Origin of the sequence: Pedobacter sp. BS3, from assembly GCF_008274585.1 — a bacterium.
Lineage (GTDB): Bacteria > Bacteroidota > Bacteroidia > Sphingobacteriales > Sphingobacteriaceae > Hufsiella_A.
This window is the reverse complement of the sequence record NZ_VTRT01000006.1, coordinates 190972-207107: the sequence shown is the minus strand read 5'-3', so window position 1 is coordinate 207107 and position 16136 is coordinate 190972. Positions and strand designations below refer to the sequence as shown.

Below are 16136 nucleotides of genomic sequence, written 5' to 3'. Positions count from 1 at the left end.
AGCATCATGCAAAAAAACAGGATTCAAACATTTTGTAAATCAGGCTCAAAAAGCCTTTTGTGGCTTACATTAACCGGCATCCTGCTTGTTTGCAGCTCGTGGGGTTTCTTTGCGCACAAGCAAATCAATCACCTGGCCATATTTACACTTCCGTCGGATATGGCTGGATTTTATAAAAACAATATCGTTTACATTACCGAGCACGCGGTCGACCCGGATAAACGCCGATACGCGGATTCATTAGAGGGCGCCCGCCATTACCTGGATGCCGACCATTACGGCAAATCGCCGTTCGACAGTATTCCGCAAAAATGGAATGACGCTGTTGCCAAATACACCGAAGATACGCTGAAAGCCTATGGCATTGTCCCCTGGCAAATACAACGCAGCTATTATGCCCTGGTTAAGGCTTTTTCGCAAAAGGATTCCATGCGTATTTTGAAAATCTCTACAGAGCTTGGACATTACATTGCCGATGCGCATGTACCGCTGCATACTACCGAGAACTATAACGGTCAGATAACCGGACAAACCGGGATTCACGGCTTCTGGGAAAGCCGTCTGCCGGAATTATTTGCCGGAAACTATGATTTCCTGGTAGGCCGTGCCCGGTATATTGAAAATCCGCTGGCCGAAGCCTGGAAAATTGTTGCTCATACGTATTCCTATAAAGATTCCGTTCTATCCATCGAGGCCCGGTTAAGCAAAACATTTCCCAGCGACCGCAAGTACGCCTTCAGCCAACGCAACGGGAAAGTAATCAAGCAATATTCCGAGGATTACTCAAAAGCGTACCACGATGCCATGAAAGGCATGGTTGAACAGCAAATGCGCCTTTCTATCATTGATGTAGGCAGCTACTGGTATTCGGCCTGGGTAGATGCCGGGCAACCCAACTTACGGAAGTTAACCGGCTCTGCTGAAACTATGGACGAGCAAAAGCAGGAAGAAAAAACGGAACAGCGTTACCAGCAAGGTAAAATTATCGGCCGGCCGGAGGAATAAGTGTTATTGAGAGTTACAGATTGCATCATCGTGCCTCCTCGCAAAGACGAAAATAAGAGCGTTTCCGAAGCCTCGTATTAGCGTCAAGCTAAAGGTAAATCCTCCCATTGTCCCTTCAGCAGCGGATATATAAACGCCCATCACTACCTAACTTTTGTAAAATAGCGTCCAACTGTGCCTGTCCCCCTCTTTGAGCTATCGTGTGGACACATCTTTAACAATAAGCCGATTGACCTTTATAGCCTTTATCTGCACTGTACGCTGCCTGAGCATTGACTTTGTCGATTACTGTCCCCCTCATTTGGAGGGGGTAGGGGGGAGGAAAAGAGAAATTGTAATATTTGGGAAGCCCTCCCGCAAAAAGATTTACAGACGATGGGCTTTGGGGTTATGCTTTGATGATGAAGTATCGCATGAGAAATTATTTGTTTATTTCGTAGATTTTTGAAAATCAGGCAAATAAAAAACAACCTCCCCTGGGCCCTCCAGCGGCTATCGTGTGTACACAAATATTATTTCGCTCTATGCCGCAGGGCATCCTACTTTTGAGGCATCAAAAGTAGGCAAAAATGCTTGTCAATCCCACTAGGAGCCTTTATCCACATAGCCTACGCTCATCAAAAAAACAGCGGCGCTTCGTTTTGTTCGTTAGTACAGATCGAACGCTTTATGCAAACTTGTTCACAAAACCACTACGTTTAAGGCTTGGCTGTGCTAAAGATACTATTCTGCAACTGTTTTTTTGATTTGTCCGGCTCTTGGGGATTGACGGCATACTTCGGAAAATCTCTTACTTTTATCAAAGTAACCTGACGATTTGCTTAGTAGGCATACCGCATACATAACAACGGCTTCATAGCTAAGAGTGATAGGATGTGTACGCACGATAGCTTCTTTGAGGGGGGGAGTGTTAGCAATGTGCGTAGGAAGGGGGAGGTGCTTTTGTCATTATTGAATGTATTCCTTTGTTAACTTGACGCCTATGCGAAGTCTCGGGACGAGCGAAGCAATCTTATATATTAATAATCATAGTACAGCACAGACTTTCATACCGCAGTGCAAAACGAGATGCTTCACGTTGTTCAGCATGACAAACTGCATTTTATCGTTATACTAAATACTAAGCCTTTTTCAACCGCGATTGTATGGCAGCGTAAAAAGCCGGAAAAACGGACACGACAATAATCAGCAGCACCACAATGGTAAAATTCTCTTTTACAACGGGCAGGTTCCCGAAAAGATAGCCCAACAATAAAAAGCTGACTACCCAGCTAACGCCTCCGATAATATTATAGGTAGTGTACCGGCCAATTTCCATCCGGCCAACACCGGCAACAAAAGGCGCCACCGTTCTGATGATAGGTAAAAAACGACTGAATATGACCGCCTTGCCGCCGTGCTTATCAAAAAACTCACGGGTTTTTGTATAGTACTCCAATTTGAGCACCTTATTTTCCGGTTTGAAAACCTTAACACCTAAGTACCTGCCGAGGTAATAATTCACAGTATTTCCGGCTATTGCCGCAATACACAGTAATAAGGCCATCAGGTATATATCCAAGCCGGTATTTCCTTTGGCTATCAATGCCGCAACAGCAAACAGCAACGAATCTCCCGGAAGGAAGGGTGTAACCACAAAACCGGTTTCGGCAAAAATAATCAGGAACAAAATCAGGTAAGTCCAGGTTTGATACTGGCTTACAATTTCTACCAGGTGACGGTCAATGTGTAATATGAAATCGATTAAGGTGCGTATCAGTTCCAAGGCCGTAAATTTTGGCCAAAAATAGTAATATCATGCATAGGTTTCATGATACTACCATTTATATAGCAAATATTATTAGTTGTTGATGGATGACACGTTAAAAGCGGTATCGCCTGAGCTTACATTCCACAAGCCATGGCTATAAACCGTATAAATTTTATCGGCACGCACGGTAAATGATGCTGTAGTCAGTTTAACATTCGAATTACCCGCTTCATGCAGCTCCAGCACAAACGCATCTTTAGGAGAAACGGTTATAAAATCGGACATCTTACCAAATGCCTGACCGGTTAATACCGTTGTACTGTCTTTTACAGCTACATCTATTGCCGGAGCATCAGGAGTTAAATTGATAAATCTGATTTTCGCCTTTCCGCTTGGCGGAGCTGTTAAATCATCAGTAGAAGCAAATAAAGCCACAGAGTCTGTACTGGTTGCCGATTTTCTGGCAGCAAAAACGGTGTAATATTTTCCGCCAACAAAAACAGCTGTTCCGGCGCTTAACGCGATATTACCCCCGTATTTGACTACGGCTACTTCCCAGTTACCCTGATACAACTGAAAATAATTGGTTGCCGAAGGATATTCAATTGGCCCGCTGTTATTAACCAAACTACGGTTCAGGTAAAAATCCATATCAGGAACCCCGGATGAGGCGTTGACCAGCATAAGCGAAGCGGCAGGCGGTTCGGTATAATTATCCTTGTTTTTTAAACAGGATGATAGTGTAATTACCACTAAAAGCATCGGCAGAAAAAACCTTTTTCCCTGCACTATGTATTTTATTGTTCCCATAATCTTATCTCCTTATCCCTTTAATCTTTTGTCTTACCATTTAGTAAAAGACATTAACTGTAAACAACGTAACCACAACATTGTTTATTGTTTTTACAAGTTTATTTATCCCTGCAAAATACTGATTATTTGTTAGTTATAACATTTAAACCCAGCGCTGTGGTACCGGTGGTGCTGCTCCACAATCCCCTGCTCCAAAGCGTATAGATTTTATCAGGCTGTATTACCAGCGCAGGAAGTGTGAGCTTTATATCGGTTTTCCCGGTTTCGTGCAGCTCTAATATCAGCGAGGTTTTAGGCGACAGGGTTATAAACGATGACATGTTACCAAATGTCTGGTTTCTGAACAGTGTCGAGCTGTCTCTTGCCACAACATCTATGCCCGGCGCATCCGGCGTAAGGTTAATAAAGCGCAGCTTTGCCTTACCTGTTACGGGCGCCGATAAATCATCGGCTGTAATAATTACCCTGATAGAATCAGCGCTGCTTGCCGCTGCTGACCTGCGAACGGCGAAAATGGTATAATATTTACCTCCGGCAAACCCTAATGTATCTGTTCGCTGCCCGGTTGTATCCAGCACATGGAAATCAGATTCGCCGGGAATCTGAATCCCGAAACGGAAATTATCCTGATAAGGTGTGATGTATTCGGAGTTACCGGGATATTGCACCGCTCCATCCGGGTTAATCTGCTGACCTTGCAAATCAGCAAGATAAAAGTTCATATCAGGGAAGTTCGAGGCCGCATTCACCGTCATGATAGCCGTAGTGATTTTAGCCCCGGATAACTCATCTTTTGAGCAGCCCGTACCAAATATCGCGATAAGCAACAGCCCATACAGCACCCGGCCTGTTTTTAAAACCGGCTTAGCTCCCCAAAAAATACCGTGCAAATCAGCGACTTTCATTTTAATATGACTACAAATATAAAAAGCCCGGACGATACCGGGCTTTCTTTTATTCAATAAAACCAATTATTTATTGATTAACTATAACGTGATAAGAAATGGTTGCCGAAGTTGCTCCGGAAACATATACCGTATAAATCTTTCCGGCCTGGAAAGTTATATTCGGGATACTCAGGGCAACATTTGCAGTTCCGGCGGCAAGCAGTTGCAGGTTGTAAGTACCGGCCTCTATCTCAGAAAAGGCTGTAGCCGATTTATAGGCCAGGTTGGAAATAAGTTTTGCTCCGCCCTGCACTGCCACATCTACATTAGAAGCTGCCGCAGTGCTTAAGTGAACATAACGCACTTTAGCCTTTCCGGATGACGGCGAAGATAAATCGTCCTCGGTCATTACCGCATCTGAAGCACTTGCGTTACCGGTGTAATAAAAGGTGTAGTGACGGTCTTTCTGGATGGTGTACGTAGCGGAAGTATTGACCTGTCCGGTTACAGACGAACGGAATTCACCTTTACGGTTACCCGACCGGGTCTTTACATACGATGTAGCTTCGGTGTACGCTACGGCGCTTCCGTTAATTTTAGCGTCATCCAGATAAAAGTTTTGCGGTGCAGAGGCTTCATTGCCGTTCACCACCATCACATCTACAGAACCGCTGGCATATACATCGTCATCATCATGTTTAGAGCAGGAAGACAGTACTCCTGTTAAACCCAGGGCGACCACTGCCAGACAGAGCGTTTTTTTGTTTACTGTTTTAATCGTTTTCATGGTAATATGCATTTTATATAACATAAAAGCCTGGACAATATCCAGGCCATTACCATAAATCCTATAAAACAAGAAGGAATTTATATCTTAAAACTCGTCTAAAAAGCTAACAAAACCGTTAAAATTATAGTCACGTTGAGCTTGTCGAAGCGTTTTTAGCCATGATGAACCAATCCTTCGACAAGCTCAGGATGACTCCAGCAAGCTTTTTAGACAGCCTCTAAGTGTGTATATTTTTAGGCATTACTGTTTAACATAACAGGCATCACCAGCATCAGCACATCTTCATTCTCATCATTGGTTTGCGGTATCAGTAAACCTGCACGGTTTGGTGTGCTCATTTCCAGCACCACTTCCTCGCCGCCCAGGTTGCTCAGCATCTCTATCAGAAAACGGGCGTTAAAGCCTATTTCCATATCATCACCTTCATATTGACAGCCTAAACGCTCATGTGCTTCATTAGCAAAATCAAGGTCTTCTGATGAGATATTTAATTCGCTTCCGCTGATTTTTAAGCGCACCTGATGCGTGGTTTTATTGGCGAAGATAACCACACGACGCAGCGAGTTTAGGAACAAGGCACGGTCAAGTGTCAGTTTGTTGGGATTGTTTTGCGGTATAACAGCTTCGTAATCCGGGTAACGTTCATCAATAAGCCGGCAAATTAAATTGATGTTACCAAAACGGAAAAACGCACTGGTACTGTTATATTCTACCGAAACATTAACATCATCTGACGGCAACGAGGATTTCAATAAATTAAGGGCCTTCTTAGGGATAATGAACGATGCTGCCGCGTCAGACCGGACATCTTTGCGGCGATAACGCACCAGTTTATGCGCATCGGTAGCAACAAACGTAACATGTTGCGGGCTTAGCTGGCAATACACACCGGTCATAGCCGGACGTAATTCATCGTTACTTACCGCAAAAATAGTTTTGTTTATGGCTTCTGAAAGTACAGAAGCGGGAAGATTTACCGCCGAAGCATTTTCAACCGTTGGTATTTTCGGAAAGTCTTCGCCGTTTTCGCCGCTCAGCTTATATTTTCCATCGCCGGCACTGATTTCAACGGCAAAGGTCTGGTCATCAACCGTAAAGGCAATAGGCTGGTCGGGTAACGTTTTCAGTGTTTCCAGCAAAATTTTAGCGGGTATCGCTATTTTCCCTTCCTCCTTTGATTCTACGGTCAGAGATGTGGTCATGCTGGTCTGCAAATCGGTAGCAGAAATGGTCAGGATGCCATCGCGTATCTCAAAAAGAAAATTTTCTAAAATAGGCAATACGGTACTGCTGCTTGAGGCACCATTTACTGCCTGAAGCTGTTTTAACAGCGTGGATGTGGAAACAATAAATCTCATGTATACGACAAAATGTTATAAAACTCTCTTAAAAGCATCCAAAGTCCCAGGAATATTTCGGACGATGTGCACCGCTAAAATACAAATTAAAGCATGTAACAGCTAAAAATTTTATCCATATTTTCTGCGGCGGTAATATTGCTGCAGCACGCCGCACAAAACCACCAGCAATAAGGGGAATAACACATTTATTAACTGCCATTTCAGCTTTTCGGCACGTACTTTTGCCCGGTCAAGCAAACGCAGTTTCACTTCTTTGTTGCGCAGGCTGATAATTCCCGAGTCATCGGTAAGATAATCGACAATGTTGAGCAAAAGCGCCTTGTTTCCATACTGCTGCTGCGTGTACCGGTCATACCCCAGCGGGAACGGCGAATTGTCTTTAGCATTGACCTGGTTTTTCAGGATATCACCATCCGAAAGCACAATCATGCGGGTAAATTTGCTGGTATCCGGCAGGCTGACCTGCTGCGGAATACCATCGGGAACGGGCCTGTTTTTAAAATCGGAAGGAAAATTTCCCTCAAGCAATACCCCGGTTGGCAATGGAACACTTTTAAAATCATTGGGGTCGGGCTCCTGCTCAATCATTTTCAGCGAAATCATTCCCGGAGCATTTAATATCCGCGAATATGGAGATGATGAAAGAATAACCTGCTTACGGATACCTTTAACCGCAATGGTATCAATAGTGCTGGCAAACTCGCTGCGGATACCGTCAAGATTGCGCACCAGTGGATGCTGTGCCGTTGGCATAAATATGGGATAAAACAACCAGGGAACCAATTGGATTTGCGGTTGTCCGCCAACGCTGCCCACGTTTACCGGTATTTGGGCGCAATTCATATCGGCAATCAGGTTGTAACTAATGCGCACTCCGTACTTAAACAGGATATCGTCTAAATTCAGTTTTTTAGGAAAGGTGAGCTGCTGTGCTCCATGTCCCTGTAAGCTATCCATTTCGGCATTTACCTGGTCAATAGCCCACAGCACACGCCCGCCACGCATTACAAAATAATTCAGCTTATATTTTTCGGCTTCAGAAAACTCCCGGTCGGGTTTGGGAATAATCAATAATTTAAGCTTATCCAAGCCTTCAAACGTAATTTGCCGAAGGTCTACCCTACCCACCTCGTAACCGTCTTCCAGTGTCCGCATGGCATCAGATAGTTGCAAATCGGTTAGCTCGCCGTTGCCCTCGGTAAAGCCAACCCGCGGTTTACCTCCCGACGAAACTTTTACAATGGCGCTGGCAAACGCGTATTCCAGATTTTCTATCGAGTTATTCAGCACCTCGTCCGGTGTTGCTCCCATACGATTTTGTAGCAGCTTTACCGGTATCTGCCGGCCATTATACGTAACCAGCGCCGCGGGGAAAATGATTTTCTGGGAAAGCCCGTTTTCGGTTTTTACACTCAGGTTAGTAGGCTCTAATCCCTTAGATATAAGCTCTTCGTAAGTGGCCTGTTGTGTAGCCTCATCACCTTGCGAGGGATTAACAAACGCATAGCGAAAATTCCCACCGGCATACGCTTTGAAATCAGACAGTACATCGCGGGTAGCATTGCGCAGATGCTTAAAGCCAGCCGGGAAATCGCCATCCAGATATACGGTAACCTGTATATTTCCCTTTAACTTTTGCAGGATATTTTTTGTAACCGGCGATAGGGTATATCGTTTCTCGGCGGTAAAGTCTATACGTCCATAATACGATGAACTCAACACATTTACTGCCAGGATAACAGCAATGCAGATAAGCAGAAAACTAATATCGGTTCTTTTTCGATTTACCATTTTCTGCCAGCTAAAACTGTTTTAGTTAACACAAGAAATAATGCTGAAAAGCTCAGGAAATAGACCAAATCCCGTGTATCGAGCACTCCGCGGCTCACCGCCTCGTAATGCTGGCTGATTCCCAGCGAAGCAATCATTGTATCTACCGATTGTAAGGCAATCAGGTTGCTTAACGAGGCAAATCCGCTGAACGCGAAGAAGCTTAAAAATACCGCTATCGCGAAAGCGATAATCTGGTTTTTGGTAAGCGAGGACGCAAAAATACCTATCGCCGTAAAACCTGCCCCCAATAATAGCAACCCAATATATGAGCCAATTACAGCGCCTGTATCAATATTGCCTGTTACCGCTCCCAGGTGATAAACGGTATAGTAATATATGAGCGTAGGCAGCAATGCCAGCAACACAATAGCCAGGCTGCCTAAATATTTACCCATAATTATCTGCCAGTCGGTTAGCGGCCAGGTAGCCAGCAGCTCAAATGTTCCTTCCTTCCGCTCTTCGGCAAACGAACGCATGGTGATTGCCGGGATAAGGAACATGAACAGGTAAGGCGCAATATTAAAGAAGCTGTCAAGCCCGGCATAGCCGTAATCGGGAATGGCTGTATCGGGAAAAACCCACAGGAACAGGCCGGCAACCAGCAAAAAAATGCCAATAATGATATAGGCTACCAGGGAACCTAAATAAGCGGCTATTTCTTTGCGGAATACTGTTAGCATGACGAGGTCGAAATTAGCTAATATCCGCTCAAAAGAAAAGGACTCTGTTAGAGACTGTCAAAAATAGTTATCGTCATTCTACTCGTCCGCGTTTGCAACCTACTATGTACCCACAATTATTCCAGTACTTCCAGTTATTACTTGTACTGTTTTTGTTGTTGCAAATACCGTTGTAGAACGGTGTCCCCCGCTGGAGGGGGCAGGGGGAGGGTATTTCTTATTTACCTGATTTGTAAATCTCTATATAGTGCATTAATGTCCTCTCTACATTTGCCATCTCATGCAACACTTCATCATCATCAAAGCGTATAATCGTGAAGCCCATCGCCTGTAAGTCTTTTTGACGGTTCTGGTCTTTTAAGTTAACTTCTTCAAATTGATGTGTAATGCCGTCCACCTCAATAATTAACATCAGCTCTTTACATAGAAAATCAGCAATATAATTTCCCGCGGGTCTTTGTCTGTTGAACCGGTATCCCATCAGTTTTCTTCCACTTAACAGGTATTTCCATAGACATGCCTCAGCCTTAGTCATGTTTTTCCGGTTACTTGTAGCAAATGACTTTAATTTAGGATTATAGTTCCAATAGTTGGATTTACTGGCCTTTTCCATTCTACTATATTTTCACTAAATATAAATAATTGTCTTTTCCTCCCCCTACCCCCTCCAGTGGGGGACAGTGATTAACAAAGGTAGTGAGAGGACAAGGTAGAGTGCAGGCGAGGGCTGTAAATATTGTTAAAGATGTGGGTACACAGTAGGTTTGCAACTCGGTAGAAAACAGCGATTGTATCGCGTAGGGTATTCAAGCCGAGGCTTAGCGCTATAGATATTTTGCTTCGCAGCTACTCCGTGGTCTCCTCTTACCTCGTCGAAATGACGTGAAGTTTTTATTTTTAGGCAGCTTCTTAGAATTTGTATGCAACCCGAAGGGCAAACTGGTCAAGGTTGCCTCCGTTACGCTCCCAGCCTTCATACCGGATACCGGCATCCAGGTAACCATCTTTGGCAATGCTGAATGATGTACCCACACCTGGTGCCCAAACAAAGGCTGAACCGGCTTTGCGCTGCATGCCAATACTTATTCCCAATTCTCCTTCGGCATATATCATCGGATTAAAATAATATTTACCTCCGGCTTTTAACGGAATATAACTTCTGTTGTAAGTGGGCGAAACGCCTTCTTTAAGATAGTATGTAATAAAACCGGCTGTAGCAGTAGCGTAAAAAGTTTTGGTAACCGGAACTTCCAGCTTTCCGGAACCGCCAAACCCAATGGTGAATAGTTCTGCATAGCTGCCTGTGGTTGGCAGGCCAAATTCAGCGCCGATATTAAAACGGGGTTTGGCAATATATTCAGGCTGTTTTTGCGCCCAAACTGCTGTACTGAAAAACAACGCCATTATTCCCCAAACTACTTTCTTCATACTTTTTTGATTAAAACCACATCCGTTCTAACTACCTAACAGCAATGGGATAAATCTGTTTACTTTTTAACCTTTGTTTATCATTTCTGCCCGGCTGTAGTGAGCGTGATAAAAATCTCTTCAAGCCCCTTACCGGGATACGTGACCTGCAGGTTATCCAGTGCATCGTTAGCAACAATGCGTCCCCGGTTAATAATCACCACATCATTGCACACAGCTTCTGCTTCCTGCATAATGTGCGTAGACAGGATGACTGTTTTGTCTTTACCCAGCTCACGAATCAAACCGCGAATGCCAATTAGCTGATTCGGGTCAAGGCCCGATGTTGGCTCATCTAAAATCAGCACCTGCGGGTCATGAATCAGCGCCTGGGCCAAACCCACCCGCTGCCGGTAACCTTTTGATAAGGCTCCTATTTTCTTATGCTGCTCATCGCCCAGGGAAACATGCTCAATAACACGGGCAACATGCCTGGTTTTATCAGGTAGTTTGTGCATCCCTGCTGCAAAAGTCAGAAACTCTTTGACATACATATCCAGGTACAGGGGATTATGTTCGGGCAAATATCCTACACAACGCCGTACATCTATGGGATTGAGATTCACATCATAACCGTTTACGGTTGCCTTGCCTGATGTTTGCGGAATAAAGCAGGTGAGGATTTTCATCACGGTGGATTTACCGGCGCCGTTTGGCCCCAGAAACCCTAATACGCGACCTTTTTGTGCTGTAAAAGATACTTTATCAACCGCTTTTTGCGATTCGTACACTTTAGTAAGCTCTTCTACGCAAATGCTCATACATCAAAATTATAACGAAATTATCAACCATACCGGTTTTGCCCGAATTATTTATTGTAACATTTCTGCTCGCATTAAGCCGTATAGGCACGAAGCTTCTCAATGCCAAAGCGTTCGGCAAGTATATTCATATCATCAACAACGGCGTCAACCAGGGGAATACCGTTTACCCTACGTTCCTGCTCTGCTTCGTATTCCGGTTCGCCGGGGATAATTACAGGCTGTTCTGCATGGACCGGTTTTGCCGATTTAAACCGACTTATCCAGTTATCCAGGTGCTGCTTAAATTCATCAACCGGGCGGAAACCGTCAACCCGCATAGCACCCAGGAAATGCCCGATACCCTGTCCCGGTAAATCGGACAACGGGTCAATAAAAGCTACAAACGGCGGAACCCAGGGCCCGTAGTTGGCTCCGGAAAGTACCGACGAAAGAATATCTACCGTTGCGCTTAACCCAAAACCTTTATGGCTTCCATGCTCGCGGTCGCTGCCCAGGGGAAGCAACGAACCTCCCTGCTTTAAGGCATGCGGGTCGGTACTGACAGCTCCGGCACTGGTTTGCACCCAACCTTCCGGGATTTCTTTTCCCGAACGCTGTGCAATTTCCAGCTTGCCATTGGCTGCCGCCGATGTAGCCATATCGACAATTAAAGGCGGATATTTGCCCGCCGGAAAAGCGTAACACATGGGATTGGTTCCCAGCAAACGCTCCGTGGTAAAGGTGGGCGCAACCAGCGGACTGGCATTGGTCATGGCAAAACCAATCATGTCTTTCGCTACCGCCTTTAACGCATGATAACCGGCGATACCAAAATGGTTTGAGTTACGCACAGATACCCAACCTGAGCCATATTTTTCCGCTTTCGCGATGGCAACATCCATAGCGAAGGGGGCAACCACAAGGCCTAAACCACTGTCGCCATCTACTGTTGCCGTGGTAGCGGTTTCATGAACAATTTTTATCTCCGGTTTAGGATTAATCCGTTTCTTTTCCCATAATCGCACATATCCGCTTAGACGGGCTACACCATGCGAATCAATTCCCCGCAAATCAGAACGCAATAACACATCCGCAGCTAAAACGGCATCCTGCGAGGGACAGCCCATTTGCTTAAAAACCTGTTCGGTAAAATTTCGTAGTTCAGATTCTGATACAATCATTGAGGAAAGTCAAAAGTAAAAATTCAAAAATAAAAAACCTGACAAGTGTACATTGAAGCTGTCTAAATAAACCACATAGGGACATAGTTTCTTTATATAGTTATAGTTAACAGAAAGAGGCTCAAAGATTTTCATCTTCGATGAAAATACTATGATTGGCTCAATATTTCAACGCCTAATGCAACGCAATTTCTATGCTTCTATCCGCCAATAGTCGGACAAGTTGTGGTTTGGCAAAAGCTTAAATAAGTTCATTAATAAAGAATAGTAAACTTAAAATCCAGTGGCTTGAAATACCGTACTAATGTGCGGATAAATTCATCTCCGTACTGCACATAGAACATCCCAAAGTTCTCCTTCCTTTCCTGAAGACCACCACCAGGAAACAGTTTTTCCCGTAGTCGCTCTATTTGCCCCAGTGCCGTTGCATAATTGCGTTTCTCGGCTTTCAGCAGCTTTTTTTCCAGGCTTTGAAGCTGGTGATGCAACCGCTCCCTCACAGCTTCTGTACTGGGAGCCAGCGTAGTATCTATTTTAAAGGCCCGAAGCTTGATTTTCTCGAAGATACATCGCATTTCCTGCCACTCATCGGCAAGGGACAAATCTTTATCCGTATGCTGTTTCACCCACTCTTGCCGGATAAGCTCGACAGGCTTAAATAAATCCGGAAAGTTCAAATCAAGCCGGCGCAGTTTTCCAGCTATGACATCGTCGGCAATCATAGCCGAATTACGCAATATCAATATGGGAAAATCGACCTCGTAAAAACCAAAATTCTTTTTGAGCTGCAGCCAGTAAACAATCTCAGCGCCACCACCAATATAAGCCAGGTTCGGCAAAATAACTTCCTGGTAAAGCGGGCGAAGTATCACGTTAGGACTAAACCGCTCGGGATGCTGCCGGATTTCCTGCCTCAGCTCCTTAGCGGTAAAGCTGATATCACTGTTTAATACAAAATATTGCCCATCTTTTTCCGTCAGGCGTTCCCGCAGCTCGCCGTTCAGGTAGAAGAAATTGATTTCGCGGGCATTGACCTGCGTTTTAAAACCAGCTTCCTGTAATGCTTCGCTGCTTTCCGCTATCAGCCTGTAGCTGTTTTGTTCTATGATGTCCTGCTCAATAATACCTGCAAATTGGGCTTTGAGGTTCTTGTTGTCCGCGTCAATAATTACCAGACCGTATTCAGAAAATAAGGCATTTACCAGGTAACGTGTGGCATCGGCAAGTGTATGATGATTCAGGTAAGCATGTTCAATCAGTCGCGACAATTTGACCGCGTTGGCTGATATTCCCAAAATACCCTGGTACTGTTTTATGGCTTCGGCAATGGTTTTGGTGGCCATACGTCCTGTCGCTCCACTCGCGGTGACGTTCCAGCTTATTTTTTTATTGAGCAGATAGGTGTGGTTAATCTCGGCAAAATCATGGTCTTCGGTAGCCATCCAGTACACCGGCACAAAATGCTTATCCGGGAAATTTTCCTTTAGTTCTTTTGCCAGGTTGATGGCGGTAACTATTTTATAAATAAAATATAAAGGACCGGTAAAAATGTTAAGCTGATGACCGGTAGTTACCGTATAGGTATTCTCCTGCTTCAGCGATTCAATATTGCTGAAAACGACCGGGTTCTCGTCCGCTTTTATACCGGTATCACGATATTGATTAGTAAGCGTTTCGGCCAGTAGCTGCCTATTTCCGTTAAAATGTTTTTCCTGAAGCAACCGGCTGAAACCCGTTATATCCGCTTGTTGAACAATGAATGGCTTCAATCGTGTATCGTTACACAGATAACTTATTACGGTATCTGAAAAGGCATGGGTTTCCTCGTAATCGATGTATGTGGCATTCATCGGGGGACGAAGTTAAGCAAAAGCCGCAATCTTGTAACAGGTATCCCGTTATTTGACAATGTGTCGATATTGGATAACGTATTCTGTCCAGGAATATGCAACGCATACTCTTATTTTATTTTGTAACTTTATAAGATGTATACAGCACGTACTCAACACTCCTTTTAAAGAATTGTTGGTATTGAATACATATCTCATATTAGAAACGGATGCAAACAGTAGATTTAATACAAGAAATTCAGCGCCTGCCACTTGCCAAACGGTTTTATGTGGTAGAAGAAACTCTTAAATCCATTAAAAAGGATGAGCTAAATCAGCAAATGGAATTGGCTGCCGAAGAATTATACAGTGACTATCTGAATGACAAGGAATTAACCGCTTTTAGTTCATTAGATCTTTAAACTTTGTCAACCTTGTGAAGGTTGACAAAGTTCTCTCTTGCTGAGAAAACAGCTTTACTTCACTATCCGCCCATATAAATCAAAATCCTCCGCCCGGTCTATGATTACATTAACAAAGCTGCCTACAGCGGCGTAGTTCTCTTTTGCCGGGATAAGCACTTCGTTGTCAACTTCGGGAGAATCAAATTCGGTGCGGCCAACCAGGTACTCGCCCTCAGTTTTATCAATAAGCACGTTAAAGGTCTTGCCAATTTTCTGCTGGTTTATCTCGTAAGAAATAACCTGCTGCACGTCCATAATATCTTCCACACGCTGTTCCTTAACTTCCTGCGGAATATTATCTTCCAGCGAATAGGCGTGTGTTTTTTCTTCGTGCGAATAGGTGAAACATCCCAAACGGTCAAAACGGGTTTGCTCTACCCAGGCTTTCATTTCTTCGTGGTCTTGCCCGGTTTCGCCGGGGTAACCGCATATTAACGTGGTACGCAAAGCGATACCCGGAACTTTATCACGGATGGCATTTACCAGGTCGATGGTTTTTTGCTTATCAATACCACGCCGCATAGAACGCAACATGTTATCGGTAATATGCTGTAGCGGCATGTCGAGGTAATTGCAGATATTTTCACGCTCATTCATCACATCCAGGATTTCCATCGGGAAACCGGAAGGATAAGCATACTGCAAACGTATCCATTCTATACCATCTACATCCGACAGGTTGCGCAGCAAATCGGCCAGGTTGCGCTTGCCATATAAATCCAGTCCGTAATAGGTTAAATCCTGGGCAATCAGAATCAGCTCTTTAGTGCCATTCCGGGCCAGGCTTTTGGCTTCCTTTACCAGTTCATCAATGGGCTTTGACACATGCTTGCCACGCATCAGCGGAATAGCGCAGAATGAACAGGGACGATTACAGCCTTCGGCAATTTTAAAATAGGCAAAATGCGATGGCGTAGTGAGCAGGCGTTCGCCGATAAGCTCATACTTGTAATCAGCGCCCAGCGTATGCAAAATGTGCTGCAAATCGTTCGTACCGAAATAAGCATCCACATTGGTTATTTCGGTTTCCAGTTCGGGTTTATAGCGTTCGGATAAACATCCTGTCACAATAAGTTTGCCCAGCTTCCCCTCTTCCTTTAGCTGACTGTACTGCAAAATGGTATCAATAGATTCCTGTTTGGCATTGTCGATAAAGCCGCAGGTGTTGATTACCACAATATCATCGCTGCCTACGTTTTCCGCCTCATGTACTACATCAACCTGGTTACCGCGAAGCTGTCCCATCAGCACTTCAGAATCGTACACATTCTTGGAACAGCCGAGCGTGATAACATTTACACGGGGTTTATTTATTGTTTTGGATTTCATTAGT

Annotated in this window: 15 protein-coding genes; 2 read left to right on the top strand and 13 right to left on the bottom strand. The window is 44.4% G+C overall.

Annotated features, from left to right (window positions below; all coding sequences use genetic code 11):
* The first annotated feature begins 6 nt into the window (after positions 1-6).
* Positions 7-1005 (top strand): zinc dependent phospholipase C family protein, encoded by a 999-nt coding sequence (locus tag FW774_RS15990; RefSeq protein WP_149349215.1) that lies wholly within the window; start codon positions 7-9, stop codon positions 1003-1005.
* A gap of 1120 nt (positions 1006-2125) precedes the next feature.
* Here FW774_RS15990 and FW774_RS15985 read toward each other — a convergent pair.
* From FW774_RS15985 to bshC, 12 genes are all read right to left on the bottom strand, one after another.
* On the bottom strand, positions 2126-2770 hold the full coding sequence (locus FW774_RS15985; protein ID WP_149349214.1) for a DedA family protein: 645 nt from the start codon (positions 2768-2770) through the stop codon (positions 2126-2128).
* Positions 2771-2845: 75 nt separating this feature from the next.
* Positions 2846-3565 carry a DUF4397 domain-containing protein gene (locus FW774_RS15980; protein ID WP_149349213.1) on the bottom strand — a complete coding sequence of 240 codons (720 nt, stop codon included), beginning with the start codon at positions 3563-3565 and terminating at the stop codon, positions 2846-2848.
* 125 nt (positions 3566-3690) lie between these two features.
* A complete protein-coding gene (locus tag FW774_RS15975) occupies positions 3691-4473 on the bottom strand; it encodes a DUF4397 domain-containing protein (protein ID WP_149349212.1) in 783 nt (260 codons plus the stop codon).
* Positions 4474-4543: 70 nt separating this feature from the next.
* Positions 4544-5242, bottom strand: a complete 699-nt coding sequence (locus FW774_RS15970; RefSeq protein WP_187774923.1) for a DUF4397 domain-containing protein — start codon at positions 5240-5242, stop codon at positions 4544-4546.
* Positions 5243-5478: 236 nt separating this feature from the next.
* On the bottom strand, positions 5479-6603 hold the full coding sequence (dnaN, locus tag FW774_RS15965) for a DNA polymerase III subunit beta (RefSeq protein WP_149349210.1): 1125 nt from the start codon (positions 6601-6603) through the stop codon (positions 5479-5481).
* Between the two features lie 111 nt (positions 6604-6714).
* Complete coding sequence (gene gldG / locus FW774_RS15960; protein ID WP_149349209.1) at positions 6715-8397, bottom strand: gliding motility-associated ABC transporter substrate-binding protein GldG; 1683 nt, start codon at positions 8395-8397, stop codon at positions 6715-6717.
* Positions 8391-9119, bottom strand: coding sequence for a gliding motility-associated ABC transporter permease subunit GldF (gene gldF, locus FW774_RS15955; RefSeq protein ID WP_149349208.1), 729 nt, complete (start codon positions 9117-9119; stop codon positions 8391-8393). The genes gldG and gldF overlap by 7 nt, the downstream gene beginning before the upstream one ends.
* A gap of 217 nt (positions 9120-9336) precedes the next feature.
* Positions 9337-9732 (bottom strand): endonuclease domain-containing protein, encoded by a 396-nt coding sequence (locus FW774_RS15950; RefSeq protein ID WP_149349207.1) that lies wholly within the window; start codon positions 9730-9732, stop codon positions 9337-9339.
* Between the two features lie 296 nt (positions 9733-10028).
* Positions 10029-10547 carry a hypothetical protein gene (locus FW774_RS15945; RefSeq protein WP_149349206.1) on the bottom strand — a complete coding sequence of 173 codons (519 nt, stop codon included), beginning with the start codon at positions 10545-10547 and terminating at the stop codon, positions 10029-10031.
* Positions 10548-10627: 80 nt separating this feature from the next.
* Positions 10628-11347, bottom strand: coding sequence for an ATP-binding cassette domain-containing protein (locus tag FW774_RS15940; RefSeq protein WP_149349205.1), 720 nt, complete (start codon positions 11345-11347; stop codon positions 10628-10630).
* A gap of 74 nt (positions 11348-11421) precedes the next feature.
* On the bottom strand, positions 11422-12510 hold the full coding sequence (locus FW774_RS15935) for an Ldh family oxidoreductase (RefSeq protein ID WP_149349204.1): 1089 nt from the start codon (positions 12508-12510) through the stop codon (positions 11422-11424).
* A 254-nt stretch (positions 12511-12764) separates the two neighbouring features.
* Positions 12765-14360 carry a bacillithiol biosynthesis cysteine-adding enzyme BshC gene (gene bshC / locus FW774_RS15930; protein ID WP_149349203.1) on the bottom strand — a complete coding sequence of 532 codons (1596 nt, stop codon included), beginning with the start codon at positions 14358-14360 and terminating at the stop codon, positions 12765-12767.
* Between the two features lie 209 nt (positions 14361-14569).
* On the opposite strand from bshC, the gene FW774_RS15925 reads away from it, so the two are divergent.
* Positions 14570-14761 (top strand): hypothetical protein, encoded by a 192-nt coding sequence (locus tag FW774_RS15925; RefSeq protein WP_149349202.1) that lies wholly within the window; start codon positions 14570-14572, stop codon positions 14759-14761.
* Positions 14762-14815: 54 nt separating this feature from the next.
* Here the strand turns inward: FW774_RS15925 and rimO are convergent, their stop codons facing one another.
* Positions 14816-16132, bottom strand: coding sequence for a 30S ribosomal protein S12 methylthiotransferase RimO (gene rimO / locus FW774_RS15920; protein ID WP_149349201.1), 1317 nt, complete (start codon positions 16130-16132; stop codon positions 14816-14818).
* Positions 16133-16136: the final 4 nt, after the last annotated feature.

Excerpts from the sequence above, each read along its gene's own strand:
- FW774_RS15935 (WP_149349204.1), bottom strand. The coding sequence starts at position 12,510 with ATGATTGTATCAGAATCTGAACTACGAAATTTTACCGAACAGGTTTTT.
- gldG (WP_149349209.1), bottom strand. The coding sequence starts at position 8,397 with ATGGTAAATCGAAAAAGAACCGATATTAGTTTTCTGCTTATCTGCATT.
- gldF (WP_149349208.1), bottom strand. The coding sequence starts at position 9,119 with ATGCTAACAGTATTCCGCAAAGAAATAGCCGCTTATTTAGGTTCCCTG.
- rimO (WP_149349201.1), bottom strand. The coding sequence starts at position 16,132 with ATGAAATCCAAAACAATAAATAAACCCCGTGTAAATGTTATCACGCTC.
- FW774_RS15990 (WP_149349215.1), top strand. The coding sequence starts at position 7 with ATGCAAAAAAACAGGATTCAAACATTTTGTAAATCAGGCTCAAAAAGC.
- FW774_RS15980 (WP_149349213.1), bottom strand. The coding sequence starts at position 3,565 with ATGGGAACAATAAAATACATAGTGCAGGGAAAAAGGTTTTTTCTGCCG.
- FW774_RS15950 (WP_149349207.1), bottom strand. The coding sequence starts at position 9,732 with ATGGAAAAGGCCAGTAAATCCAACTATTGGAACTATAATCCTAAATTA.
- bshC (WP_149349203.1), bottom strand. The coding sequence starts at position 14,360 with ATGAATGCCACATACATCGATTACGAGGAAACCCATGCCTTTTCAGAT.
- FW774_RS15945 (WP_149349206.1), bottom strand. The coding sequence starts at position 10,547 with ATGAAGAAAGTAGTTTGGGGAATAATGGCGTTGTTTTTCAGTACAGCA.
- FW774_RS15925 (WP_149349202.1), top strand. The coding sequence starts at position 14,570 with ATGCAAACAGTAGATTTAATACAAGAAATTCAGCGCCTGCCACTTGCC.
- FW774_RS15940 (WP_149349205.1), bottom strand. The coding sequence starts at position 11,347 with ATGAGCATTTGCGTAGAAGAGCTTACTAAAGTGTACGAATCGCAAAAA.
- dnaN (WP_149349210.1), bottom strand. The coding sequence starts at position 6,603 with ATGAGATTTATTGTTTCCACATCCACGCTGTTAAAACAGCTTCAGGCA.
- FW774_RS15975 (WP_149349212.1), bottom strand. The coding sequence starts at position 4,473 with ATGAAAGTCGCTGATTTGCACGGTATTTTTTGGGGAGCTAAGCCGGTT.
- FW774_RS15970 (WP_187774923.1), bottom strand. The coding sequence starts at position 5,242 with ATGAAAACGATTAAAACAGTAAACAAAAAAACGCTCTGTCTGGCAGTG.